The sequence below is a fragment of the Streptomyces sp. NPDC046900 genome (assembly GCF_040644975.1).
In the GTDB taxonomy this organism is placed as follows: domain Bacteria; phylum Actinomycetota; class Actinomycetes; order Streptomycetales; family Streptomycetaceae; genus Streptomyces.
Map to the genome: position 1 here is coordinate 13,776 of NZ_JBEYXD010000018.1, position 24,807 is coordinate 38,582.

Below are 24,807 nucleotides of genomic sequence, written 5' to 3' on the forward strand. Positions count from 1 at the left end.
TTCGCGGGCAGCCATCACGGTAGGAGGGACCGCGCATGCCCGAACGCATGGTCGCACCTGCCGGGCCCGGGGCGCTGGGGCGGGCACAGGGACGGGCTGCCTTCGCTTTGCCCGGAGTCCGGGATGCCACGCCCGGTCCGCGCGCACAGGGCTCGCCGCCCACCGCGGAGTCGGGTGGCGGCCGGCTCCCCGGCCTTCCCGTGCTGTTGCGGACGGGCGCGGGCCGGAGTTGGAATCAGGCGTGAGGCTCTTCGGCAGTACCGTGTCCCCCAGCCGTCCCGCTCCGGGCTCGGGATCCGGCTGCAAGGGGCTCAAGAGCGGCGCCCTGGGGATGTTCTCCTCGGTCGTCATCGGCCTGGCCTCCACCGCCCCGGCCTACAGCCTCGCCGCCACACTGGGTCTCATCGTGGTCGCGGTCGGACTGCAGGCCCCGATCGTCACCATGCTGGCCTTCATCCCGATGCTGCTGATCGCGTACGCCTACCGGGAGCTCAACGCGAGCAACGCCGACTGCGGGACCACCTTCACCTGGGCGACCCGTGCCTTCGGACCGCGCACCGGCTGGATGGGCGGCTGGGGCATCATCGTCGCCGACATCCTCGTCCTGACGAACGTCGCCGAGATCGCCGGTATCTACAGCTTCCGGCTGCTGGGCTTCGACGGTCTTGCCGCGAACCGGATGTGGACCACCGTGGCCGGCATCGGCTGGATCACCGTGATGACCACGATCTGCTACATCGGCATCGAACTCTCGGCCGCCGTACAGCGCTGGCTGCTGTGCACCGAGGTCGCGGTGCTCTTCCTGCTGGCCGTCACGGCACTGGTCAGGGTCTACACCGACCCGCCCGCGACGGCGACGCATGTGTCCGCTTCCTGGTTCAACCCCTTCGAGATCCCCTCCGTCGGGGCGCTGGCCTCCGGGGTCCTCACCGCGGTCTTCATCTACTGGGGCTGGGACACCGCCGTGTCGGTCAACGAGGAAACGGCCGACAGCACGCGCATCCCGGGGCGCGCCGCGGTCCTGTCGACCGTGTTTCTCCTGGTCACCTACGGACTGGTGGCCACCTCGGCGCAGGCCTTCGCCGGTGTGAAGGGTTCGGGCATCGGGCTGGGCAACCCCGGCAACGTCGGCGATGTGCTCTCCGTCCTGGGCAGCGCCGTCTTCGGCAGCGGCGCCACGGGGCTGTTCCTGTCCAGGCTGCTGATCCTGATGGTGCTGACCTCCGCGTTGGCCTCCACGCAGACCACCATCCTGCCCCTGGCCCGGACCGTCTTCTCCATGGCGGTGCACAAGGCCGTACCCGCCCAGTTCGCCCGGGTCCACCGCAGGTTCCTCACCCCGACCTGGTCGACCATCGGCATGGGGGCGCTCTCGATCGTCGTGCTGATCCTGCTGAGCGTGTTCAGCCGGAACATCCTGTTCACGTCGGTCAACTCGGTCGGCCTCGCGGTCACGTTCTACTACGGGCTGACCGGCTTCGCCTGCGTCTGGTACCACCGCAAGGTCCTCACCCGCAGCAACAAGGACCTGGTGTTCAAGGGCGTGCTGCCGGGACTCGGCGGGCTCGGGATGCTCTCCCTGTTCCTCTACGGCACCTTCGACGTCTACGCGGTCCCCCGGTACGGCGCGACCATCGTCGACCTGCCGCTGATCGGGCCGACGAGCGGCGTGATGATCGTGGGTCTGGGCTCCCTGCTGATCGGCTTCGTGCTCATGCTGGTGATCACCCGTGGGCACACCGCGGCCCTCAAACTCCAGCGGAGCCTGCTTCCCCGCAGGCTGCCACCGCTGACCGGGCTCGAGTCCGCGAGCCGCTACCTCCCGGCCGACAGCGGGTCCGGGGTGGGCGGGGACTGGTTCGACGTCATCCCGCTGTCGGGTACCCGGGTCGGCCTGGTCGTCGGGGACGTGCTCGGCCACGGACTGCGCGCCGCCGCCACCATGGGCCGCCTGCGCACGGGCGTACGGGTCCTGGCCCGGCTGGACCTGGCTCCGGACGAGCTCCTGTCCCGTCTGGACGACCTGGTCGAGCAGACCCAGCACGAGGGAGAGGCGGGCCACGCCTCCGGCCACTCGAGAGCGCACGCGGACGAGGCCCTCGGAGTGAGATGCGTGTACGCGATCTACGACCCCGTCTCGGGCCAGTGCAGTCTGGCGCGGGCGGGAGAGGCGCTGCTGGCCGTCGTCGCCCCGCACGCGCGCGTCGTCGACTATCCGCAGTTGCCGCCCGGACCGCCGCTGGGCGTGGTCGGTCCGCCCTACGAGAGCACCGAGGTGCAGCTCCCGCCGGGCAGTCTCCTGGCCTTCTTCACGGGCGGCCTTCTGCAGGTGAACGAAAGCCGTGACGAGGGGCTCGCCCGGCTCGCCCAGGTCCTCGCCGACCACACCCGGCCCCTGAAGAACCTGTGCGACCAGGCGGTGGCGACCCTGCTGCCCGGGCCGGTGGACGAGGACGCCACGCTGCTCCTGGCCCGCACACGCATGCTCGACCGCGACAGGCTGGCCCAGTGGGAAACCGCCGCGGACCCCGCGGCGGTCGCCTCCCTGCGCACCAGCGTCAGCAAGCAACTCAGCGACTGGGGCCTCGACGACCTGGTCTTCACCACCGAACTCATCGTCAGCGAACTCGTCACCAACGCCATCCGCTACGTCGGCGGCCCCATCCAGGTACGGCTGATCCGCGACCGTAACCTGATCTGCGAGGTCTCCGACACCGGCCACACCACCCCCAACCTGCGCCACGCCGCGAGCGACGACGAAGGAGGCCGGGGCCTGTTCATCATCGCCCAGATGACCGCGCACTGGGGGACGCGCTACACCCCCACCGGCAAGACCATCTGGGCCGAACAGGCCATGCCGCCCGGGGACTCCGCGTAGGAGGAACGCGGCACGACCTACGGGACCCCGCGCCGGGCCGCCCGGCTAGACTCGCGGCCCGGATGCGGGAGGAGCGCAGACGTGGACGCAGCACCCGTACGTTTCGGCATCGTGGGCAGTGGCTGGCGGGCCGGGTTCTTCGCCCGGCTGGCGAGGGCTCTGCCCGGGCGGCTGACGGTGGCCGGCGTGGTGACGCGCTCGGCGGCACGCGCCGCCCAGGTGCGGGAGGAGTGGGGGGTGCCCGCCTTCCTGACCGTCGACGAACTGTGCGGCACCGCTCCGGAGTTCGTGATCGTCTCGGTGCCCTGGGAGGTCACGCCCCAGGCCGTACGGGACCTCGTCGACCGCGGGATCCCGGTTCTCGCGGAGACACCGCCGGCCCCCGATGTGCGCGGGCTGCGGGAGCTGTGGGCCGCCGTGGGCGGCGCGACGCGCGCCGACGGCGGCGGACTCGTCCAGGTCGCGGAGCAGTACACGCTGATGCCCGGCCACGCCGCTCGGATCGCGCTCGTCCGGGAGGGCGTGATCGGCGAGGCCACCTCGGTGCAGGTGTCCTCGACGCACATGTATCACGCGATGTCGCTGATCCGGCACACGCTGGGCGTCGGCTTCGGGCCCGCGACGGTGACGGCCCGCGCCTTCACCGCCCCGCTCGCCGACCCGCTGTCCCCCGGCGGCTGGTCCGACGACCTCACCCCCAAGGACGCCGTCACCACCCTCGCCCTCCTGGACTTCGGCGGGGCCCGTACGGCCCTGTACGACTTCACGGACAACCAGTGGTGGAACCCGCTGCGCGCCCGCCGGATGGTGGTGCGCGGCTCGCTCGGCGAGATCGTGGACGACACCGTGGTGCGGATGGCCGATCCGCGTACGCCCCTGGAGTCCCCGTTGGTGCGGCGCCGCACCGGAACCGACCTCAATCTGGAGGGGGCGGAGGTGCACCACATCTCCTTCGACGGACGGGTGGTGTGGCGCAACGACCACGTCGGGGCGAGCCTGTCCGAGGACGACCTCGCCGTGGTGGACCTGCTGTGCCGTACCGGCGCATGGGTGCGGGGCGCAGGGCCGGAACCGTATCCGCTGGCCGACGGCTGTCAGGACCATCTGCTGGCGCTGGCGGTCGAGGAGTCGGCGCGTACGGGGACACCGGTGACGACCGCGGTGGAGGCGTGGGCGGACCACTGATCCCGCCGGTCCCCGTCACGCCCCCCGTGATCCCGTCTCAGCCGCTCACCACCGCGAGCAGAAGCCCTACCGCCTCCGCGATCGCCTCCCGGCCGCGGGCCAGATACGGGCGGGGTCGGTCAGATCGGGCTGGGCCGCGAGCGCGTCGCGGATCGCTCGGGTGAAGGCGATGCCGAGTGCGGTGCCTAGGTTGACCTTCGCGATGCCGGCCCGGACGGCGCGCCGCAGTTCGTCGTCGCCGACGCCCGACGAGCCGTGCAGCACCAACGGTACGGGCACGGCCTCCCGGAGTCGCTCGATCAGTGCGTGGTCCAGCGACGCCGAGCGCTCGGTCATCGCGTGGCTGCTCCCGACGGCGACGGCCAGGGCGTCCACACCGGTCTCCGCGACATAGCGCGCCGCTTCCCCCGGGTCGGTGCGCTCCCCGGCCGCGTGGGCGCTCGCGGGGGCGCCGGGTTTGCCGCCCACACAGCCGAGTTCGGCCTCCAGCCACAGCCCCGCGCCGTGCGCCAACTGCGCCGCGGCGCGGGTCGCTTCGACATTCTCGGCGTACGGCTGTGCCCCGGGGCTCCGGCCCGCGGGCTCACCTCAGCCCGGTCAGGCTCTGCCCGACCACCGCGATCGCCCTGTTCGTCTCCCTCTCGTGATCGCTTTCCTTGGGCGGGTGGCACCTGCGCTCAGTCGCAGGCCGTCGTGGAGCGAGGTGTACGGAGCGGGACGGGCGCCGCGACATCGTGGGTGAGGTGGCCGGCCGGACCCGTCGAACCCTGGGTGGTGCCGGTGACCGGGACCGGCTGCGCGACCGAGGGGCTGGAACCGAGGGGCCGGGGCAGCGGGGCGGCGGGCCGCGTGGCGGAATCCGCCCGGTGCTCCGCGGTGACCCGGACGCGCCCTTCACGAGTGGCCGCCGAAGAACGGCGGTTGATCAGCACCACACCGCCGATGATCACGAGTCCGCCCACCGCCTCGAGCAGTCGTGGAACCTCGGACAGCCACACGAACGAGACGACGAGGGCGACCGGCGGCACCAGGTACAGGGCGGCCGTGGAGACGGCGAGCGGCAGCCGGGCCACGGCATGGCCCCAGAGGACGAACCCCACGGCGGAGGGCAGCAGACCGAGATACGCCACCGACACCAGCGACCCCTGCGGGGCACCGGATACGGCGCGCACAGTCGCCGGGAGCAACGGCAGCGCGAGAACGGTCCCCGCCACCATCGCGTACGTCGCGACCTCCAGGCCGCTGTAGTGGCGCAGGAGGGGCTTGGAGACGAAGTGGTAGACACCCTGCACGACAGCGGCCGCGAGCACTACGAGCGCACCGGTGGAGAACCCCGTGGATCCGCCAGCGAGCGCGACGATCACGGAGCCGCCGACGGCGACGGTACTGCCTGCCATGACATGGCGCGTCAGCGGCTCGGACAGGAACGCCCTGCCGAGCAGAACACTGAAGACGGGGGCAATGGCGATCAGCATGCTCGCGGTGCCCGCCGCGACATGCACCTCACCCCAGTTGAGCAGGACCTGATAGGCGGTCATGCCGGTCGCGCCGGCGAGCGCGATCAACGGCAGGTCGCGGGGCCGGGGGAGCCGCACCCCGAGGAACGGTGCGACCACGGCCAGGGCGACGGCGCCGACCGCCAGCCGCAGAAAGGACAGCGCCGCCACACCCAGGCCGTCGACCCCGACGCGGATGGCCGGAAATGCCGAGGCCCAGAGCACCACGACGCCTGCAAGGGCGAGGAAGCTGCGGGAGCCTGTGCGTGCGTTCACATCTCTTACGGTGCGCCGGGGCAAAGCAAAAGGTCCAGTTAGTTGTTATGCATCAAAGATAAAGGTTCACTGAATCAATGGGTGCGACCAGCGGACAACTAGGCTTGACGATCCAGGGACGATGCGTAAGGAAGTCTTCATGCTCGACGTGAGGCGGCTCCAGATCCTGCAGTACCTGGCCACCTACGGCACGGTCGCGGCGGCGGCGCAGGCGCTGCATCTGACGGCCCCCGCCGTCTCCCAGCAACTCGCCACGCTGGAACGGGAAGTGGGGCTGCCCGTCGTGGAGAAGCACGGGCGCACCCTGCGTCTGACCCCTGTCGGTGAGCTGCTGGTGTCCCACGCCGAGATCGTGCTCAGTGATCTGGCGTCCGCCGAGTCCGATCTGGAGGCCATCCGGGGCGGCGGCCGCGGCATCGTCCGCATCGCCGCCTTCGCCTCCGCCGCCCGGACCTTGATCGCTCCGGTGTGGAATCGCGTCCTCGGCGCGGGCGAAGAGGCCGAGGTCTCGTTGATGCTGGAACTCGTCGAGCAGGAGCCCGACGCGGCCTTGGAGTCGTTGCGCCGCCGGGACGTCGATCTGGCCGTCGTCCACGCGTACACGGTCCTGCCGCGGGACGTACCCCCCGGATGCGAGCAGACCAAGCTCCTCGAGGAACCCGTCCTCCTCGCGCTCCACCCCGATCACGCCACCCGCCTGGGAATCGGTCCGGGCGAGACCGTGGACCTGGGGCGCCTTTCCGGCAGTCCCTGGCTCACGCCGGGCCCGGAGACGTCCTGTTACGAGATGATCCAGCGTGCCTGCGGTGCCGCCGGATTCGTTCCGGCCGTCCGGTCCCGCAGCAGCGACTTCTCCGTACTGACGGCGCTGGTCGCCGCCGGGGCGGGAGCCGCCCTCCTGCCCCGGCTGACCCTCCCGGACGCGATACCGGGACCGATCAGCCTGCACCCCCTTCTGCACCCGGTGACCCGCACCGTCTACACGGTCAGCCGGAGCGGCACGTCCCGGCGCCCCGACATCCGCCACCTCGGCAAGCTCCTTCAGCAGGCGGCGACGGAATGCGCGGAGATTCTGCGGGAGGAGAACGGCTGAGGGTGCCGTCGCGGCGGTTGTGCGGAGGAACGGACGGCTCCCTGCCCGCGCAGCACGACCGTTGCCACCATGTCCGCGTGGACTTACGGGTGGACATTGCGGGCGAGCACGCCGCGGACGAGCTGCGTTCGCTGCGCGAGTGGCTGGTGGCCGAGGAACCACTGCGGGGACGGGTCCGGCTGGCGGCCGGGGCACCCGAGAAGGGCACGCTGGGCAGCGGGATGGACGCCCTGGCGGTCGCCCTCGGGAACGGCGGGGCCTTCACGGTGTTCCCGACGGTCGCCGTGACGTGGCTGAAGCGGTGGACGGGCCGGATGGCTGTGAAGATCACCCGGCCGGACGGCTCGACGGTGGAAATCAGTTCGGACCTGGTGCGCCCTCAGAACGCGGAGGAACTGCGGGAGACGGCCGAACGCCTGGTGCGCGCCCTCGCCCCCTCCCACGGGGAGACACAGGACGGATGACCTCCCCTGCTGCCTCACCGAACCGGCTGTGAAGCGCTGGGACCAGGCGGTGGGCAGCATCCACGCCTACCAACAAGCCGTGCGGCGGCTGACGAACGACGCGGCGCCGCACGCGAGTTGTCCACCGTGGCAACAAGCGGAGCGCGTCTCGCGAGCGGCCGACCGGCCCCCGAGTCGCCCTAGGTCTGACCGACCATGGCGGCCGGTTCGACGATGCGGTCGAAGTCATCGGCGCTGATGTAGCCCGACGCCAGTGCGGCCTCGCGCAGAGTCGTGTCCTCGTCGTCGGCCCGGTGGGCGATCGCGGACGCCTTGTCGTAGCCGATGACCGGTGAGAGGGCGGTGACCAGCATGAGGGACCGGTCGACGTAGCTGTCGATCTGGTCCCGGTTGAGCTCGATGCCCTCGATGCAGTACTCGCGCATCTTGGTGGCGGCATCGGCGAGGATGGTCGCCGCGTGCAGGAAGTTGTTGATGATGACCGGGCGCATGGCGTTGAGCTCGAAGTTGCCCTGGGAGCCGGCGAACGCGATGGCGGTGTCCTCGGACAGCACCTGGATGCAGACCATGACCATGGCCTCGCACTGCGTCGGGTTGACCTTGCCCGGCATGATCGACGAGCCGGGCTCGTTGGCCGGCAGGATGAGTTCGTCGAGGCCGCAGCGGGGTCCTGAGGCCAGCCAGCGGATGTCGTTGGCGATCTTCATCAGCGGCACGGCCAGGGCGCGCAGACCGGCCGAGGCGCCGACCATGGCGTCCAGGCCGCCCTGCGCGGCGAACTTGTTCTGCGCGGTGGTGAACGGATAGCCGGTCGCGGTGGCGATCTCGGCGGCGACCTGTTCGCCGAATCCCGGTGGCGCGTTGAGCCCGGTGCCGACCGCCGTGCCGCCCATCGCGAGCTCGTACAGGCCCTCGGAGGACCGGGTGACCCGGCCGACGGCCTGCTGCAGCTGATGGGCGTAGCCCGACCATTCCTGGCCCACGGTCAGCGGGACCGCGTCCTCCAGGTGGGTGCGGCCGATCTTGACCACGTCGTGCCACTGCCGTGCCTTCGCCTCGATGGCCTGCTGCAGCGCCTTCACGCTGGGCAGCAGGTGCTCATGGATCTCCTTGACCGCGGCGATGTGCATGGCGGTCGGGAAGGTGTCGTTGGAGGACTGCCCCATGTTGACGTGGTCGTTGGGGTGGACGGGCGTCTTGCTGCCCAGTTCTCCGCCGACCAGCTGGACGGCGCGGTTGCTGATCACCTCGTTGGTGTTCATGTTGGACTGGGTCCCGGACCCCGTCTGCCACACGTACAGCGGGAAGTGGTCGTCCAGCTCGCCCGCGATGACTTCGTCGGCCACCTGCTGGATCAGGCCGGACTTCCAGCCCGGCAGTCGTCCCGCGCGCCCGTTGACGAGAGCGGCGGCCTTCTTGACGTAGCCGTAGGCGTGGTAGACCGCTTTGGGCATCCGGTCGTCCCCGATGGAGAAGTGGATCAGGGACCGCTGCGTCTGGGCGCCCCAGTACCGGTCGGCGGGGACGTCGATGGCGCCCATGGAGTCGGTCTCCCTGCGCGTGCCCACCGCGTGCAGGCCGACAGGGATGTCGAGGATCCTCGGGGCCTGGTCCTGGCCGGCCGGCCCGCTCCGGTCCCCGCTGTGATGCCGGGTGGTCATGACGCCGCTCCGTCGGTGTAGACCGGCTGCCACATGGCCTCCCGGACGGCCTCGCCGATGTCGATCGGCTTGCAGGTGGCCACGCCGTCGTCGAGCGCGGCCTTGACCACCGCGATCGCGGTGATCGCCGAGGACTCGCGGAGCTTCTCGACCGGCGGCAGCAGGGAGGCGCCCGGCCCCGACGGGTCGACCTGGTCCGCGACCGCCTGTGCGGCCGCGCGCAGCATGCCCGGGGTGACCTGTGAGGCGCCGGAGACGATCGTGCCCAGGCCCAGACCGGGGTACAGGAGTGCGTTGTTGGCCTGCGCGATCTGGTAGGTCACGCCGTCGTGCCGCACGGGTGGGACGGGGATGCCGGTGGCGACGAGCGCCTTGCCCTTCGACCAGGCGATGACATCGGCGGGCATCGCCTCGATCCGGGAGGTGGGGTTGGAGATGGGGAAGACGATCGGCCGCTCGGTACCCGCGACCATGGCCTCGATGACCTCGCGGGTGAACGCCCCATGCACGGTGGACGTGCCCAGCAGGATCGTCGGCTTGGCCCGGCGTACCGTCTCCAGCAGCGTGATCGCCCCGCTGCCGTCCCGCTCCCAGTCCGCGACCTCGGCCGGATCGCGCGCGTAGGGCTGCTGGAAGTCGCGCAGGTCGTCCATGTCCCGGATGAGCAGCCCCTGTTTGTCGATCAGCCATATCCGGGCGGCGGACTGCTTCGGATCCGCACCGCTGCGGACCATCGCGCTGTGCAACTGGTCGGCGATGCCCACCCCGGCGGTCCCGGCGCCGAAGACGACCAGTTTCTGGTCCCGCATCGGCACACCGCTCACCTTGATGGCCGACAGTGCCGCGGCCAGCGTGATGGCTCCGGTGCCCTGCAGGTCGTCGTTGAAGATCCGGTAGCGGTCGCCGTACTGCTCCAGGATCCGCCGCGCGTTGCTGGGACCGAAGTCCTCGAAGTGCAGCAGCGCGTCCGGGAACATGGACGAGGCCGTTTCCAGGTACCTCTCGATGAACGCGTCGTAGTCCGCGCCGCGCACCCGGGAGTGCCTGTTGCCCAGATACAGCGGGTCCTCCAGCAGCGCCTTGCGGTCCGTGCCCACGTCCAGCGACACGGGCACCACGCGGCGCGGGTCGATGCCGGCGGCCGCGGTGTAGACCGCCAGCTTGCCGACCGAGATCTGGATACCGCCCACACCCCAGTCGCCGATGCCCAGGATCTGCTCGGCGTCCGTGCACACGATCAGCTGGACGTCCTCGGGCCCGAGCTGGAGCGTGGCGAAGGACTTCTCGATCTCGTCCGGCCGGTCGATGGACAGGAAGATGCCGCGCGGGCGCCGGTATTCATAGGAGTACTTCTCGATCGCCTCACCCACGGTGGGGTCGTAGACGACCGGCAGGAGCTCCGTCAGATGGTCGGTGAGGACCCTGAAGTACAGGGTCTCGTTACGGTCGTGCAGCTGCTCCAGGTAGACGTTCTTGGCCAGGTCGCTCCCCTGGGCCTCCATCTGCCGGTAGGCACGTTCGGCCTGCCGTTCCAGGGTCAGCACCGCGGAGGGCAGACGACCGGTCAGGCCGAGGGTCTCCCGCTCCTCCTGCGTGAAGGCCACGCCACGGTTCCGTAGCGGGTCCAGCAGGGCGGCGGGGGCGGCCGGGGTCCGCGCATGGCTCTCGGTCATGACAATCTCCCTCTGTGCGAATGCCGTGTCGGCGTGACCGGGTGACGTCGCGGCCACGCTCCGTGCCACGGCCGCCGGGCACGGAGGAAGGTGACGGGATGCACCCCTCCGGTGCCTGCCGAGCAGATGTGCGGCTCCGGACATCGCCGCACAGGTCGGCGGTCCTCGTGGAGCCGGAGCCCGAACGACACGCCGGCCAGGCGCGGAGCCGGCCTTGACCGGAACCCGTGGAGGCCTCTACGGACGGCCCTGAGCCCGGCGGAATATGAAGGTGTGGGGCCGGTATCCCCGTGGGGGACGTCGCTCGCCGAAGCACCGCGCGGCAGGCGCTCATCGTCCGTATCGCCGCGGGCACGGCTCATCGGTGCCACAGCATGACCTCAGGCTAACCACCGGCCCTCGGGCGGCGCGACCGCACGCGTCGGCCTCCCGGGACCTGCCCGGCGTCCAGCCGCCGACCGCGCTCGAACAGGCGGGGCGGCCGTGCCCACTCCATGGGCCGCAGGGTCGTCTTCCGATTCACACTGGAGGAACTCCCGCGTGCCTGCGCGCGGCCGGCCGCCGGACCCCGGCAACTGCGGCCCGGCGCTCCGGCCCGCCTTCGGGCGTCGCGTACTTGACGGAAGAACAGAACCCCGGCTGAAGGCAAGGCACACCACACATCGGGGGTCCGCACTGTCGGCGAACTGTCAGGAAACGTTTGCCGCACCGCGGGGTCGGCGCCTTGTACCGCACGGATCTACGCGCGTATTTTTACCCCGACTTGAAGAAGCATCACATACCCCCCACATCTCAGCCGCGCCATTGACATCTGCTCCCGTCAGAAAGAGACACCCAGTGTCCTCACGCATACCCCCGGCCCTGCGCGGTCGAGGTGCCAAGGTCCTCTTCGTAGCGCTCCCGGTCGGTCTCACCGGATCGCTCCTCGCGCTTCCCTTCACCGCGCAGGCGGCACCGTCGTCGGACGCCTCCGTCTCCGAGGTGTACGGCGGCGACGGCAACTCCGGCGCCTCCTACACCAACGACTTCATCGAGCTGGGCAACGGCGCCACCGCTCCGTTCGATCTCAGCGGCTGGTCGGTCCAGTACCTGCCCGGCTCGCCCACCGCCAGCAGCAAGTGGCAGGTCACCCCGCTCACCGGCGCCATCCCCGCGGGCGGCACCTACCTGGTCCAGGAGGCCAAGGGCACCGGCGGTGACACCCCCCTGCCCACGCCCGACGCCGTCGGCGCCATCCCGATGTCGGCGACCACCGGCACCGTGGCACTGGTCCACTCGACCACCGCCCTCACCTGCCTGACCGCGGCCGACTGCGCGGCGGACGGCACCATCAAGGACCTGGTCGGTTTCGGCACCGCCGTGGTCCGGGAGGGCTCCCCCGCCACCGGCGCGAGCAACACCGCCTCCGTCTCGCGCGACGCCAAGTTCAGCGACACCGACGACAACTCGGTGGACCTGACGGGGTCTGCGCCGAGCCCCCGCAACAGCAGCGGCGGCGGCACCGGCGACCCCTCGCCCACCCCCACTCCGACCCCGACCCCGACGCCCACCCCGGGCAGCCTCCGCATCCACGACATCCAGGGCACCAGCCGGACCTCGCCGCAGAACGGCAAGACCGTCACCAACGTGCCCGGCGTGGTGACCGGTGTGCGGAGCACCGGCTCGAAGGGCTACTGGATCCAGGACCCCGAGCCCGACGCGAACCCGGCCACCAGCGAGGGCCTCTTCGTCTACACCGGCTCCGCCACGCCCCTGGTCAAGGTCGGCGACTCGGTGCTCGTCTCGGGCAAGGTGAGCGAGTACTACCCGGGCGGCAAGAGCAGCGGCACGCAGTCCGTCACGGAACTGACCGGCCCGACGGCCGCCACGCTCTCCTCCGGCAACCCCCTGCCGGCGGCCCAGGTCATCGACGCGGCCACGCTGCCCGATGCCTACGCGCCGCAGGCGCAGGGAGCGAGCATCGAGTCCCTGGAGCTGCAGCCCGGCACCTACACGCTGGACTGGCTGGAGGCCCACGAGGGCATGCTGGCGCAGATCGGCGACTCCCGTGTGGTGGGCGCCACCAACGCCTACAACGAGACGTGGATCACCACCAAGCCGGACCAGAACCCGACCCCGCGGGGCGGCACGATCATCACCGGCTACGACAACCCCAACTCGGGTCGTCTCATGGTCACTTCGCTGAACGGTGACCAGCTCAAGGCCAATGTGGGCGACACCCTGTCCGGTACCACCGCGGGCCCCGTGGACTACTCCGACTTCGGCGGCTACAACATCCAGGCGACCGCGCTCGGCACGGTCCAGCCGGGCGGACTCACGCCGGAAGTGGCGACGAAGGGCAAGTCCAACGAACTGTCCGTGGCCACGTACAACGTCGAGAACCTCGACCCGACCGACCCGCAGAGCAAGTTCGACCGGCTGGCCGCGGGAGTCGTCACCAACCTGGCGTCCCCGGACATCGTGAGCCTGGAGGAGATCCAGGACAACAACGGCGCCAAGGACGACGGAACGGTCGCGGCCGACAAGACCATCACCCAGTTCATCGACGCCATCAAGGCGGCCGGCGGCCCGGCGTACGACTGGCGCGCCATCGACCCGGTGAACGACTCGGACGGCGGCGAGCCCGGCGGCAACATCCGCAACGTCTTCCTCTTCAACCCCGATCGCGTCAGGTTCGTGGACCGGCCCGGCGGCGACTCCACGACGGGAGTCACCGCCGTCCCCACCGGCAAGCACGACGTGCAGCTGTCCGTCTCCCCGGGCCGGATCGACCCGGCGTCGAGCGCCTGGACGAGCAGCCGCAAGCCGCTGGTCGGTGAGTTCCGGTTCCAGGGCGAGCAGGTCTTCGTCGTCGGCAACCACTTCAACTCCAAGGGCGGCGACCAGCCGGTGCACGGCGCCTTCCAGCCGCCGACGCTCGGTTCCGAGACCCAGCGCGTCGCCCAGGCGAAGGAGGTCAACGCCTTCGTCTCCGACCTGCTGGCCGCGGACCGCAAGGCCAAGGTCGTCGTCCTGGGTGACCTGAACGACTACCAGTTCTCCAAGCCCCTGGCCACCTTGACCTCGGGCGGTGTCCTCACGGACCTCATCAACACCCTCCCGGCCGACGAGCGGTACAGCTACGTGTACGACGGCAACTCCCAGACGCTGGACCACATCCTGGTCTCGCCTGGCATCAAGAAGTTCGAGTACCAGGTCGTCCACATCAACTCCGAGTTCTCCGACCAGACGAGCGACCACGACCCGCAGGTGGTCCGCTTCAAGTAGCCGGCAGACGGCCGGCTTCGAGTAGGCGGTGCCCTCCGCCTGCTGCCGTCCGGACACCCCGTGTGGCGTGTACGCGATCCGCGTGCACGCCACACGTGTTTGCGGGGGCCGTTCACCTCCGCCTCAGGGGCCGACGCCTCCGGGCCCGAGGCAGCCCGCGGCCACTCCGAGCCACCAGGACGACGGAGTCGGCATGTCCTCGGTGCGCGACTGCGCCCCGACCGGCTGGTCTTCGGCGTCCCCTCCGCGTGGGCCGAGGAGCGGCTACGCGCCGCCTTCGCCCCGGTCATCGAGCAGGGCACCCCGGTGGTGGTCACCGACCTGGCCACCGCGGAACTGGTGAAGGTGGCCGCCAACTCCTTCCTGGCCACCAAGATCTCCTACATCAACGCCATGGCCGAGGTGTGCGAGGCCACGGGCGCCGACGTCACCTCGCTGGCCGAGGCGCCGGCGTACGACGACCGGATCGGCGGCCGGTTCCTCAAGCCGGGCCTCGGCTTCGGCGGCGGCTGCCTGCCCAAGGACATCCGCGCCTTCGTGGCCCGCGCCGAGGAACTGGAGGTCAGCCAGGCGGTGGCCTTCCTCCGCGAGGTGGACGCGATCAACCAGCGCCGCCGCGCCCGCACCGTGGACCTGGTCAGGGAACTGGCCGAAGGCGACCTCCGGGGCCTGAAGGTGGCCTGCCTCGGCGCCACCTTCAAGCCCAACTCCGACGACATCCGCGACGCGCCCGCCCTGGACGTCGCCAACTCCCTGCAGCAGCAGGGTGCCGACGTACGGGTCTTCGACCCGGCCGGCCGGGACAACGCCCGCCGCGCCTACCCGCAGCTGTCCTACGGGGACAGTGCGCTGGATGTCGCCCGGGACGCGGACGTGACGGTGCTGCTCACCGAGTGGGCCGAGTTCCGCGAGATCGACCCGGAGGTCATGGGCTCGGTCGTGGCCCACCGGCGGATCGTCGACGGACGGCACGCCCTCGACCCGGCGCAGTGGCGGGCGGCGGGCTGGCAGTACCGGGCGCTTGGCCGCCCGTAGGCCCCGAACCGCGTGGCCCCGGCCCTGTGACGGGCCGGGGCCACGCCCGGACACAAGGTGTGGGCACACAGTGAGAAACGAGGTAGCACTCATGGCCGGGGAGCGTTCACCCAGGACATCCGGCGAGCGCCGGGCCGCACGAGCCACGAGGGCGCTGGCCGCTGTCCTCATGGTGGGTCTCGCGGCGGCCGGCTGCGCCACCGAACCCACCCAGCGGGTGGGCGCGGACCGGTCCAAGGTCGGGCCGCAGTCGGAGCCGCCGGAGGCCGCCTCGCTGCCCACGGCACGGTCGACCACCGTCTACGATCCGAACGCCGCGGCCGCCGCGGACGGCAGCGGCGCAGCGACGCCGAGCGCGAGCTCCGGGGAACTCGACCGGCTCATCGCTGTCCTGACCACGTCCCTCGAGGGTGACGGACACCCGCCGGCCCATCTCGACGTCCAGATGCAGCAGCCCAGCGCCGGCAACCAGATCGCCGTCACGTGGACCGTCGCCGACGACCCCACCGACAAGCGGGCCAGGGACCGGGCCCGTGTCGACGCCCTGAACGTGCTTCGGGCCGTCCATGAGTCCTCGCTGGACTACGACTCGGTGCTGCTGACCATCAACGCGTCCGTGCCGGACGAATACGGCGCCACGACCATCGGCGAGGTGGTGCGGGCCAAGCACTCCCGCTCCCTGGTGAGATCCACCTCCTTCACGCGACTGTCGTCGGAACAGGTCTTCCGGATCGCCGACGACAAGCCCGCCGAGATCCACCCGCTCTACCGCTGATTCCCTCCGGCTGACGGCACCCGGGGCCTGGGCCCACGGCGGGCCCAGGCCCCGGGCACGGCTCGTCGCCGGCGAACCCACGGCGTCGTCCGTCCCGTCCGAAAATTTACTGTCGCACACGAACATTTGGGTAAGTTCCCGAATAGGCGACCATATTCAGGTCATCACGGATGGGTGTGTAACGCGGCGGCGCTTACCGGACGCAGAAGAAGTCAGAAGCGGTACGCCGACCCGGACTGAAATTCGCAACTGCGGCGAGCGTGCCGACACGACAACGCGTCAGATCGGATTTACGTGAGCCACATCGACCCGGTTTCCGGATATCAGACGTACGACCGGTCCTCGGATCCCGACCGCGCGGTGCGCCGTCAGGCCGCCGCACGCCGCACGGCACTGACCATCTGCACGATCACCGACATCGCGGCGGGTCTCCTGGGCCTGTGGATCCTGCTGTTCCTGCTCCATGCGAATCGGACGAATGTATTCGTCGAGTTCGTGCACGGCGCGGCCGACTGGCTGGCCTGGTGGGCGCAGGACATTTTCACAATGGACACAGAGGGTCTACGGGTCATCCTTAATTATGGCCTTCCGGCTCTTCTTTATTTGCTGATCGGTCACGGAATCGCCGCACGGCTCAACCGAGCCTGACAATGCATCGGCCTTTACCGAGGCCACCACTGACCGCTGCAGCCGGCGCGTTCCCGACGTTCGCGGACGCGTAACGCCTGATGTCCGCGGGCCCAGGGCCCCTGACGGGAGCGCGGTTGCCGCGGCCGGCTTCCTCACCGCCGACCACGCCGAGAACACGCACGACAGCGGAAGGACCGAATGTGGCACGCACCACGTCTGGGCACGATCATCTGCCGATCTATGAGGACCTGGTACGCGAACGCGGTGACGCCGTCGCGGAGGCTCAGCTGGCGGCCCAGCACATGCAGCATCAGGCAGCGGTACTGCTGACCGCACACGATGCGGCCCGGCCCGCCCACCACTACCAGCACGGCAGCGTCGGAGGCACTGCGGGCGGTCCGCCGCAGTAGGCGAACTCGCCGGGGACGACTCCCCCCGGCCCTGCACGATCGACACGGCTCGACGAACAGGCCGCCGAGCCGATCACCATGGGGCCCGCACATGCCGATCGGCGCATGCGGGACCGCATGCGCCGATCGGATGGACACGCCGTACTCCGGCGCGGCCGGCTACTTGAGGTAGACGAGGCCGTCCGTGGTGATGGTGGGACGGCCGCTGGTGCCGACCACCACGATCTTCACGGTGTGCTTGGCGCTGCTGGACCAGGTCTTCGTCCAGATCGCCTGCCGGTACAGGGTGCTCGACGACTTCAGGTCCACGGTGGAGACCTTCGTGCCGTCTACGTAGACGTACACCTGACCGGAGGTGGAGGCGCGCGAGACCACCCACGCGGCGGAGCGGCCGGTGAAGGTCCAGCTGAGGGTCGCGCCCTTCGAACCGCTGGAGTACGACTTGCCGCCGAGGTAGCTGGTGGACGAGCGGGTGGTCCAGCTGCCGGACTTCGTCGCGGAGCTCTCCTGCAGGATCATCGGGGTGTACGCCGGGGACGACGTGCGGTAGTTGCCGGCGTAGTCGTAGGCACGCATCGACCAGGTGGTGGCGGTACCGGACTTGGCGGTGGTGCTCGAGCTGGTGACCGTCGGGCCGAAGGTGCCCGTGGTCGGGGCCAGCAGCTTCACGTACCGCAGGGCCTTGTCGTCGGTGGCCTTCCAGCCGAGCGTGACCGGGACGCCGGTGGTATTGACGGTGCCGCTGCGCAGGGAGAGCTTCGGGGCGGTGGTGAACGTCGGCGCCGTCGTCTCGGCCACGACGCTCAGCGCGCTGCTGGTCGCGGTCTTGCCGGACTGGTGTACGGCCCGCACGGCGACGGTGTGGCTGCCCAGGGCCAGGGTGGCCGCGGCGGAAGTCGCCGTACCGGAGGTGGTGGCGACGGTCTTGCCGTCGACCAGCAGCTGGTAGCTCTTGATGAGCGAGGACGGCGTGGTGGCCGTCCAGTGCACGGTGACGGCGCCCTTGGTGTAGTACGTCGAGCCCGAGAGGGCCGCGCCGTCGACCGAGGTGGCCTTCAGGCCCTGCACCGGGCCGGCCGCCCAGGTCCGGATGGTCGGCAGCTGGGCGTAGAGGGAGTTACCGGGGCACTGGGTGTTGTAGCCGTCGCGGTGGCCGGAGATCCGGTTGAAGGTGTACGAACTGCCCGCGGTGAAGCTCTTGGCGGAGTAGTTCGTCTGGGTGGCGCCCGCCTTGAGGCTCACGGTCGAGCTGGGATCGGCGCCGTACTGGCCGAGCTTCCAGGCCGCGATACGGGCGACCGAGGCCAGCGCGGCGTTGGAGGCGCCGGTGGTGGTGTAGTCACCGAGCACCGCGATGCCCGTGGACTCCCGGTTCCAGCCGTACGTGTGGGCGCCGAGCACCGGCTGGTCGACACCGCCCTTGCGGCCCTCGAAGATCGTGCCGCACTTGTCTACGAGGAAGTTGTAGCCGATGTCGTTCCAGCCGTTGCCCGGCGGGTTGGCGGTGGTGGCGGCCGTGTGGAACACGTAGATGCCCCGCACGATCGCCGCCGACTGGTCGCACGTGTAGGCGGCCCCGTCCGTGTGGTGGACGAACACGGCCTTCACATCGGCGTTGTACTCCGACGGGTCGGGGCTGCGCGACTCGTCGGCGCCCCAGCCGGCACGCGAGACGATCGGCGGTTCCGGCACCGTCGAGGGCCGCGCCGGCGGCGTGGTCGGTGCGGTGGGCGTGGTGGCCGACGGGCTCGCAGGCGTAGTCGCCGGAGCCGAAGGCGTTTCCGAGGCCGATGCCGGGGCCGAGACGGTTGCGGAGTCACTCGGAGACGCCGGCGCACTGTCCGTCGGCCCGGCGCCGGTGCTGTCGCTCGGGGAGACGGAGTCGGTGGGCGGCGCGCTCGTCTCGTCGACGGTCCCCGCCACGTACGCGGCCGGCTCGGCCTTCGTCTCGGCCTCCGTCACCACCCCGGGGTCGACGAGGTTGACCGTGAGCCCCTTGGGCAGACCGGAGCTGGTGGTGCCGTTCTTGCGGACGACCTGCACCTGGACGCCGTCGGACGGGCCGACCCACAGCGGCTCGGACGCGCCGCGTGCGGTGGCCTGTTCCTTCGGGTCCTCCAGCGGGTCGGTGTTCACCTCGAGGTTCTGCCAGGCGCTCCACTCGCCGGTCTTCAGGCTGCGGGTGCGCACCTGAGCCGTACCGTGGAGCTGCTTCGTGGCACCTGTCCAGGTGACACCGAGCAGCGAGAACTGCTTGGTGCCCGTTTGCGGCAGCTCCGCCTTGTCGGCCCCGTCGCCCTTCAGCGTCAGGCCGAAGACACTCGGCGATCGCTTGGCCTGGCCTTCGGCGTGACCGCCGGACGGGCTGGCGACGGCATAGGTCACCAGTCCCCCACCACCCAGGACCACCGCACCGAGCGTCAGCCACACCCGCCGCTTCAGACTTAGCGGTCTGTACGCATGCGAAGTACGACGACTCACGTCGTATCCACCCCCAGAGGCCCACCAAGGCCCATAGAAAAAGTCACATGAGGCACACCAGCCACACAGGCAGCCCGTCTTTCAAGCGCATGCCGACCGACGAACGTCACGGGATGACAGGCCACGGTGACGTAGATCACTACGAATGCTGCGGGTGCCGGCCGGCGCCCATGGCCGTGTGTGTTGCGCGGGCGAACCGGAGCAAGCAGCAAACCCGCACTTCCCGGGGTGCCTTGGGCCCCATGGCGGGCATGGTGGACGCACCGCGGCCCGACCGTACTTCCTGGCCGTCGGCGTGCCGCTGCTCCCGACCCTGACGCCGGTCATGGCCTCGGCGGCTGCCGTCGGCGTGCCGCTGCTCCCGACCCTGACGCCGGTCATGGCCTCGGCGGCTGCCGCCGGCCGTTACGGCGCCAGCACCTCGCCGAGACGGGCGCCGGCGGGGGTGCTCAGTGCGGTGCCGCGGAGCGAGACGGTCTGCGCAAGGCCGAAGCCGGTGCTGGTGATGGGCGTGTAGAGAAGGAGGCCGTCACCGGCGTCTTCACCTTCGGCTCCGAAGACGAGCCCTGCGTGACCCGATCCGGACAGGTCGGTGAGGGAGACGGAGGAGCCGAAGTGGTCGTCCTTCTCGATGGAGTCCAGGATGCCGGGGGTGTCCTGGTTGAGCGTGAAGGAGCCGCTCGTCGTCAAGCCGGAGGCGGAGCCCTGGAACAGGGTGGCCTGACCCGCGTCGGTGCGCTTGACGCCGTCGCTGGTGAGGTCTTCCCCGGGGGCGCCGACGAGGGCGTCCGCGTAGCCGTCGGCGTTGTAGTCGCCGGTCGAGACGGAGGCGCCGAAGGCGTCGCCGGGCCGGTCGGTGCTGGCGACGCCGACGCCGTCCTGATGGATGACCTTCGCGCCGGAGCCTGCGAGGCCGGCGGCCGTGCCGGGGACCACGGTGATCTGACCACCGGTCCTGCCGCCGGACTCGGACGCGTAGGGCTGGCCGATGACGAGGTCGTCATAGCCGTTGCCGCTGAAGTCGCCCGCGGCGACGGAACGGCCGCCCCGGACCGCGAGGATCCCTGCCCTGGTCAGACCGCTCGCGGACCCGGCGAACCACACCACACGTCCGGTGCCGCCGGTGTCGCGGTAGTTGAGGGCGACGTCCGCGAAGCCGTCCCGGTTGAAGTCGCCCGACGTGGCGTCCAGTTGGGCGACCGGACCCGTGGCGCCGGTGAGCGTGCCGGAGGTGGTGACGCCGGCGGCCGGCCGGAGGTTCCGGGTACTTCCGCCGGTCAGCCGGACGTTCCAGGTACCGCCGTTGCCGGTGCCGGCCGCGAACACGTCCGCCGTGCCGTCGCCGTTGAAGTCGCCGACGGTCACCGCGGAACCGAGCCTCGCTCCGGCCGCCGGAACACCCGAAGTGGTGTACGAGAAACCGGAGTCCAGGCCGGGCCCGTACAGGACGGTGACCAGACCGCGGTCGGCACGGCCGCTGATGTCGTCCTTGCCGGGAGCGCCGACGACGAGGTCGGTGCAGCCGTCGCCGTTGACATCGCCCCATGCGGTCGCGGCCCCGAAGTGGTCGCCCGGCTCGGAGGAGCCGGGGCCGCCAGGGCTGTTCTGGGTAAGTGTCAGCCGTGCCTCGGCCGAGGGGCCGTGAGGGCTGCCCGGAACCACGGTCACGCTGCCGGCGCCACCCGATGCCTTCGGTGTACCGGCGGCGAGGTCGCTGATGCCGTCGCCGTTGTAGTCAGAGGCGGCCCGGGCGTGCTTCGGCGCGTGCTTGTTCCGGGCCGGCAGCGCAGCGCTGTAGCGGCCCGTGCCCTGCTGCGGCAACCCCGTGCACCTCGCGGCCGCACCCCGGTCTGCCGGTCGGACCGTGCCCACGGCCGACTCGCGTCCGTGCCCCGGCGGCTGCGCCGGCTGAGGGTCGAGGGCGTGGGTGACGATCCCCGCCGCGCTCAGTACGACGACTCCCGCGGTCAGCCACGTCCGCCGTCCCAGGCTCAGTGGCATGTACGCACGGGCCGTACGGCAACTCAAATCTCCCACCCCTACAAGAACTGATAATCGCCTCGTCCGTCACGGTCCCGGCACTCCCCAAGCGCAACGGCCCCGCCGGGCGTCACCCGTACACGGCCGGACCGGCCCCGGCAGAGAACGCGCGGCCGGCCCCCGAGGAAACGGTCCCGGGGGGCGCACCCAGAGCGCGCAGTGGTGCAACGGCAGAGCGAATACCGCGCTGGAGCACGTGCTTTGGGCCCGCGCGCTCCGATGCTGTGACATTTCTGTGCTGTGCGACGCTGATGATCTTGTAGAGCTGGGCAGGGCCCGTGGCGGCACCATGTGGGTCCACGCCCGCGTGGTCGAGGAACGGTGCGGACGGGGACGGGTTTTGGGCCAGCGAGGCGAGTCCCGGAGCGACGGTGCACGGGACGCGGAGTTGGGTGCCGCGGTCATGCGGGCCCAGGACGGTGATGAGGCCGCCTTCGCGGTCGTGTACCGGATCGTGCAGCCCGGACTGCTGGGCTATCTGCGCGGGCTCGTCGCGGACGACGCCGAGGACGTGGCGTCCGAAGCCTGGCTGGAGATCGCCCGCGATCTGGGCCGGTTCAAGGGCGACGGGGCCGGCTTCCGCGGCTGGAGCGCGACCATTGCCCGCCACCGGGCGATGGACCATCTGCGCCGCCGCCGCAGCCGCCCCGTACCTGCCGCGCTCGACCTGGATCTCCTGGAGTTGCGCGGACCGGACACCACGGACGACCAGGCCCTGGAGGTCCTTTCGACCCGGCGCGCACTGGAACTGGTGCGCGGCCTGCCCCGCGATCAGGCCGAGGCGGTGCTGCTGCGCGTCGTCATCGGCCTCGACGGTCCGGCCGCCGCGCGCGTCCTGGGCAAGCGTCCTGGTGCGGTTCGCACCGCCGCCTACCGCGGTCTGAAACGCCTCGCCCGCCAACTCGGCGCTACGGATGTGACAGAGAAGGGGGCTCATACGCTGGGGCAGTCGAAATGAGCAACGACCGCGCCAAACGCGTAAGAAAAAAGAGCAACGATCACGCAAGGACGGACACAGGCATGAGCGACCGACACAGCGACGGCGGAGCGTTCGCCCGCCGAAGCCCCGGCGCGAACGGCCCGGTGCCCGACGCGGACAGCGGAATCACGTCCACAGGGCTGGAGTCGGCGCTCGGCCGCGCACTGCGCGTCCATACCTTCAGCCGGCCCGCCGAGGAGCAGGCCATCGCCGCTTTCCGTGCCGCTCGCGACGCAGGCGTTCACGCGGGATTGCGGACGCGGCGGCGGGACGACTGGCGGCCCCGGCGCACCTCGGTGCGACGCTCGGTGAAGACCACCTTGGCCGTGTTTCTCGCGAGCCTCACCCTGGGCGGGGCGGCGATGGCGGCGATCGGCTCCCCCGGATCGTCCGGGAAGCCGCACAACGACGGCCCTGGACACGGAAATCCGTCCGCCACCGTCGCACAGGCCCCGCCCGCGACCACATCCTCCAAGCCCGGCACCGCCCTGTCCAAGAGCCGCCCGCCGACGGCCAAGGACATCGAAGCCCACTGCCGTGCGTACCCGTCGGTGAAGGGGCGGGGCAACGCGCTGAGCTCGTCTGCCTGGCAGCGGTTCCTCGCTGCCGCCGGCGGCGCGGACAACGTCGCCGCCTACTGCGCCGACAGGTTGTCCGGGACCGAGGCGGGCGGCACGGGGAAGGCGAGCGGACAGCCGAACAGCAAGGCAGCCGACAAGAAGCCCGGACATCAGTCGCGCAAGGACGCGGGACGGCGGTAGCCACCCGGCTGACCTGCCGTGCGGCCCTGCACACGGCGCATGAGTGACGTCTGGGTGCTCCCGTGCGCTATAGACACTGGACCCGCCGGTCCCGGGCACTGCGCGCCTCCCCCCTTGTGCGCCAGTGCTCACGCGCCGGTGCGGGCAGATGTCACCCTCCGACGTCCGCCTGCGCCGGCGCGACCCCACCGGGGCGGCCTGTCGTCGACCTTCCGGCACGGGTAGCGTGAGCCCGCCGCGACGCAGAATCGTGACGAAACCAGAAAAACGCGTCGCAGTCGGTCAGTGTTGTCGGATTTCTGGTGGGGGTACGAGTGCTGCTGGCGGAGCGCTACCAGCTGGAGGAACTACTGGGACGCGGCGCGATGGGTGAGGTGTGGCGAGCCGCCGACCAGGTTCTCCATCGCACCGTCGCGGTGAAGGTCCTGCACGGTGACGACGCCACCGACTTCGAGCGGTTCCGCATGGAGGCGCAGACAGCGGGCCGCCTCAATCACCCCAACGTCGTGGGGGTGTACGACTTCGGCTCCCACCACGGTCAGCCCTACCTGGTCATGGAATACGTCGACGGCTGGAACCTGTCCCAGGAACGCTCCCTGCGTGGAGCGCTGCCCGCGCCCGAGGCCGCCGGTATCGCCGCCCAGATGGCCGCCGGGCTGGCCGCCGCCCACCGGCAGGGCGTGATCCACCGGGACATCAAGCCGGCCAACGTCATGCTCACCGACGACCGCACCGCGAAACTCACCGACTTCGGGATCGCCCGCTTCACCGACGACGCGGCCAGCACCCTGACCGCCACCGGAAAGATCATCGGCAGCGCCGCCTACCTCGCCCCCGAGCGCGCCCTGGGCCACCCCGCACAGCCCGCTTCCGACGTCTACTCACTGGGCTGCGTGCTGTACGAACTCCTCACCGGCCGACCGCCGTTCAGCGGTGCCACCTCGCTTGCCGTGGTGCAGCAGCACGTCGACGCCCAGCCGCCGCCCGTCACGCACCTGCGCCCCGACACACCGCAGCCGCTCGCCGACTGCCTCACGCACCTGCTCGCCAAGAACCCGGAACACCGCCCCTCTGCCGACCAGGCAGCCGCCTGGCTCCACACCCGGACGCCGGCCCCAGCAGAACCGGAACACCCGGGACCGGCCCCCCTCGCGGCCGCCCTGCCATCCCCTCCGGAACAGACCGCACCGGAGCATGCCAGCCGCGTACAGCCGCGCGGCCGCCGCAGGGTGCCGTCGAAAGCGGTACTGGGCGCCGTGGGGGTCGCCCTCTTCGCAGGAGCCGTCGCACTCGGCGCCTCCTGGAACGAGGACTCCGGCCCCAACACCCCCACCCAGCCGGTGTCCACGACGCCGGCGCCGTCTCCCGACGAGACACCCACGGCGGAGCCCTCCCCCATCACGCCGTCCACCACGGCTGCACCGCAGGACGACAACGACGACCAGGGCGGGCACCACGGGAGGAAACACAAGGGCAAGGGATCGGACGACTGACCCGACGCCGGACCCGCACGATCCCGCCGGGTACATGGTCAGGCCGTATACGGCTTGTGACGGAGACACGTGCCGGACCACACACAAATGGTGACCTCGCAACGATGCACCGGCACCCGTGACACCTGATGCCGACGGTGCGCTGGAGAAAGTGACCCCGGGCGGGGTCGCCGCCTGCTCTCCGGGGGGAGGTACGTGGGCGGCTCATAC

General features: G+C 70.8%; 16 protein-coding genes and 2 pseudogenes. 12 read left to right on the forward strand and 6 right to left on the reverse strand.

All coding sequences use genetic code 11. The annotated features are described in order from the left end of the window. Window positions 1–241 precede the first annotated feature (241 nt). Both ABZ904_RS19810 and ABZ904_RS19815 read left to right on the forward strand, forming a co-directional pair. Window positions 242–2,878, forward strand: coding sequence for an amino acid permease (locus ABZ904_RS19810; protein ID WP_360995933.1), 2,637 nt, complete (start codon window positions 242–244; stop codon window positions 2,876–2,878). An 81-nt stretch (window positions 2,879–2,959) separates the two neighbouring features. Then, entirely contained in the window at window positions 2,960–4,063 is a 1,104-nt protein-coding gene (locus ABZ904_RS19815; RefSeq protein WP_361824732.1) for a Gfo/Idh/MocA family oxidoreductase, read from the forward strand. Between the two features lie 37 nt (window positions 4,064–4,100). Here the strand turns inward: ABZ904_RS19815 and ABZ904_RS19820 are convergent. Together ABZ904_RS19820 and ABZ904_RS19825 are read right to left on the reverse strand one after the other, a co-directional pair. Beyond that, window positions 4,101–4,627 (reverse strand): annotated as a pseudogene (locus tag ABZ904_RS19820) (class II fructose-bisphosphate aldolase); the annotation flags it as partial. Window positions 4,628–4,740: 113 nt separating this feature from the next. Beyond that, entirely contained in the window at window positions 4,741–5,835 is a 1,095-nt protein-coding gene (locus ABZ904_RS19825) for a DMT family transporter (RefSeq protein ID WP_361824735.1), read from the reverse strand. 139 nt (window positions 5,836–5,974) lie between these two features. Here ABZ904_RS19825 and ABZ904_RS19830 point away from each other — a divergent pair, with 139 nt between their 5' ends. Both ABZ904_RS19830 and ABZ904_RS19835 read left to right on the forward strand, forming a co-directional pair. Then, entirely contained in the window at window positions 5,975–6,928 is a 954-nt protein-coding gene (locus ABZ904_RS19830; protein ID WP_361824738.1) for a LysR family transcriptional regulator, read from the forward strand. A gap of 77 nt (window positions 6,929–7,005) precedes the next feature. Continuing rightward, on the forward strand, window positions 7,006–7,392 hold the full coding sequence (locus ABZ904_RS19835) for a hypothetical protein (protein ID WP_361824741.1): 387 nt from the start codon (window positions 7,006–7,008) through the stop codon (window positions 7,390–7,392). Between the two features lie 179 nt (window positions 7,393–7,571). Here ABZ904_RS19835 and fumC read toward each other — a convergent pair whose 3' ends face one another. Together fumC and ABZ904_RS19845 are read right to left on the reverse strand one after the other, a co-directional pair. Further along, window positions 7,572–9,053: a class II fumarate hydratase gene (fumC, locus tag ABZ904_RS19840; RefSeq protein ID WP_361824744.1), complete on the reverse strand. Its 1,482-nt coding sequence runs from the start codon at window positions 9,051–9,053 to the stop codon at window positions 7,572–7,574. Further along, a complete protein-coding gene (locus ABZ904_RS19845) occupies window positions 9,050–10,726 on the reverse strand; it encodes an NAD-dependent malic enzyme (protein ID WP_360995916.1) in 1,677 nt (558 codons plus the stop codon). Before ABZ904_RS19845 ends, fumC begins: the two co-directional genes overlap by 4 nt. Window positions 10,727–11,563: 837 nt before the next feature. Between ABZ904_RS19845 and ABZ904_RS19850 the strand changes: the two genes are divergently transcribed. The 5 genes and pseudogenes from ABZ904_RS19850 to ABZ904_RS19870 all read left to right on the forward strand — a co-directional run bounded on the left by ABZ904_RS19850 (window position 11,564) and on the right by ABZ904_RS19870 (window position 16,843). Continuing rightward, a complete protein-coding gene (locus ABZ904_RS19850) occupies window positions 11,564–13,993 on the forward strand; it encodes an endonuclease/exonuclease/phosphatase family protein (RefSeq protein WP_361824748.1) in 2,430 nt (809 codons plus the stop codon). A gap of 210 nt (window positions 13,994–14,203) precedes the next feature. After that, window positions 14,204–15,028, forward strand: a pseudogene (locus ABZ904_RS19855) (nucleotide sugar dehydrogenase); the annotation flags it as partial. 70 nt (window positions 15,029–15,098) lie between these two features. Further along, window positions 15,099–15,803, forward strand: a complete 705-nt coding sequence (locus ABZ904_RS19860; protein WP_361824751.1) for a hypothetical protein — start codon at window positions 15,099–15,101, stop codon at window positions 15,801–15,803. Window positions 15,804–16,097: 294 nt separating this feature from the next. Continuing rightward, window positions 16,098–16,451: a hypothetical protein gene (locus ABZ904_RS19865; RefSeq protein WP_359392102.1), complete on the forward strand. Its 354-nt coding sequence runs from the start codon at window positions 16,098–16,100 to the stop codon at window positions 16,449–16,451. 182 nt (window positions 16,452–16,633) lie between these two features. After that, the gene (locus ABZ904_RS19870) at window positions 16,634–16,843 is read left to right on the forward strand and encodes a hypothetical protein (RefSeq protein ID WP_359392103.1); all 210 of its coding nucleotides are present in this window, start codon (window positions 16,634–16,636) and stop codon (window positions 16,841–16,843) included. Window positions 16,844–17,002: 159 nt separating this feature from the next. On the opposite strand, the gene ABZ904_RS19875 is transcribed toward ABZ904_RS19870, so the two are convergent. Then, complete coding sequence (locus ABZ904_RS19875) at window positions 17,003–19,285, reverse strand: peptidoglycan recognition protein (protein ID WP_360995963.1); 2,283 nt, start codon at window positions 19,283–19,285, stop codon at window positions 17,003–17,005. Window positions 19,286–19,729: 444 nt separating this feature from the next. Further along, window positions 19,730–21,325, reverse strand: a complete 1,596-nt coding sequence (locus ABZ904_RS19880) for an FG-GAP-like repeat-containing protein (protein WP_359392104.1) — start codon at window positions 21,323–21,325, stop codon at window positions 19,730–19,732. 442 nt (window positions 21,326–21,767) lie between these two features. On the opposite strand from ABZ904_RS19880, the gene ABZ904_RS19885 reads away from it, so the two are divergent. The 3 genes from ABZ904_RS19885 (at window position 21,768) to ABZ904_RS19895 (ending at window position 24,597) form a co-directional block, all read left to right on the forward strand. Further along, a complete protein-coding gene (locus tag ABZ904_RS19885; RefSeq protein WP_359392105.1) occupies window positions 21,768–22,322 on the forward strand; it encodes an RNA polymerase sigma factor in 555 nt (184 codons plus the stop codon). A gap of 62 nt (window positions 22,323–22,384) precedes the next feature. Further along, window positions 22,385–23,104: a hypothetical protein gene (locus tag ABZ904_RS19890; RefSeq protein ID WP_360995905.1), complete on the forward strand. Its 720-nt coding sequence runs from the start codon at window positions 22,385–22,387 to the stop codon at window positions 23,102–23,104. A gap of 302 nt (window positions 23,105–23,406) precedes the next feature. Further along, window positions 23,407–24,597, forward strand: coding sequence for a protein kinase (locus ABZ904_RS19895; protein ID WP_359392107.1), 1,191 nt, complete (start codon window positions 23,407–23,409; stop codon window positions 24,595–24,597). Window positions 24,598–24,807 lie beyond the last annotated feature (210 nt).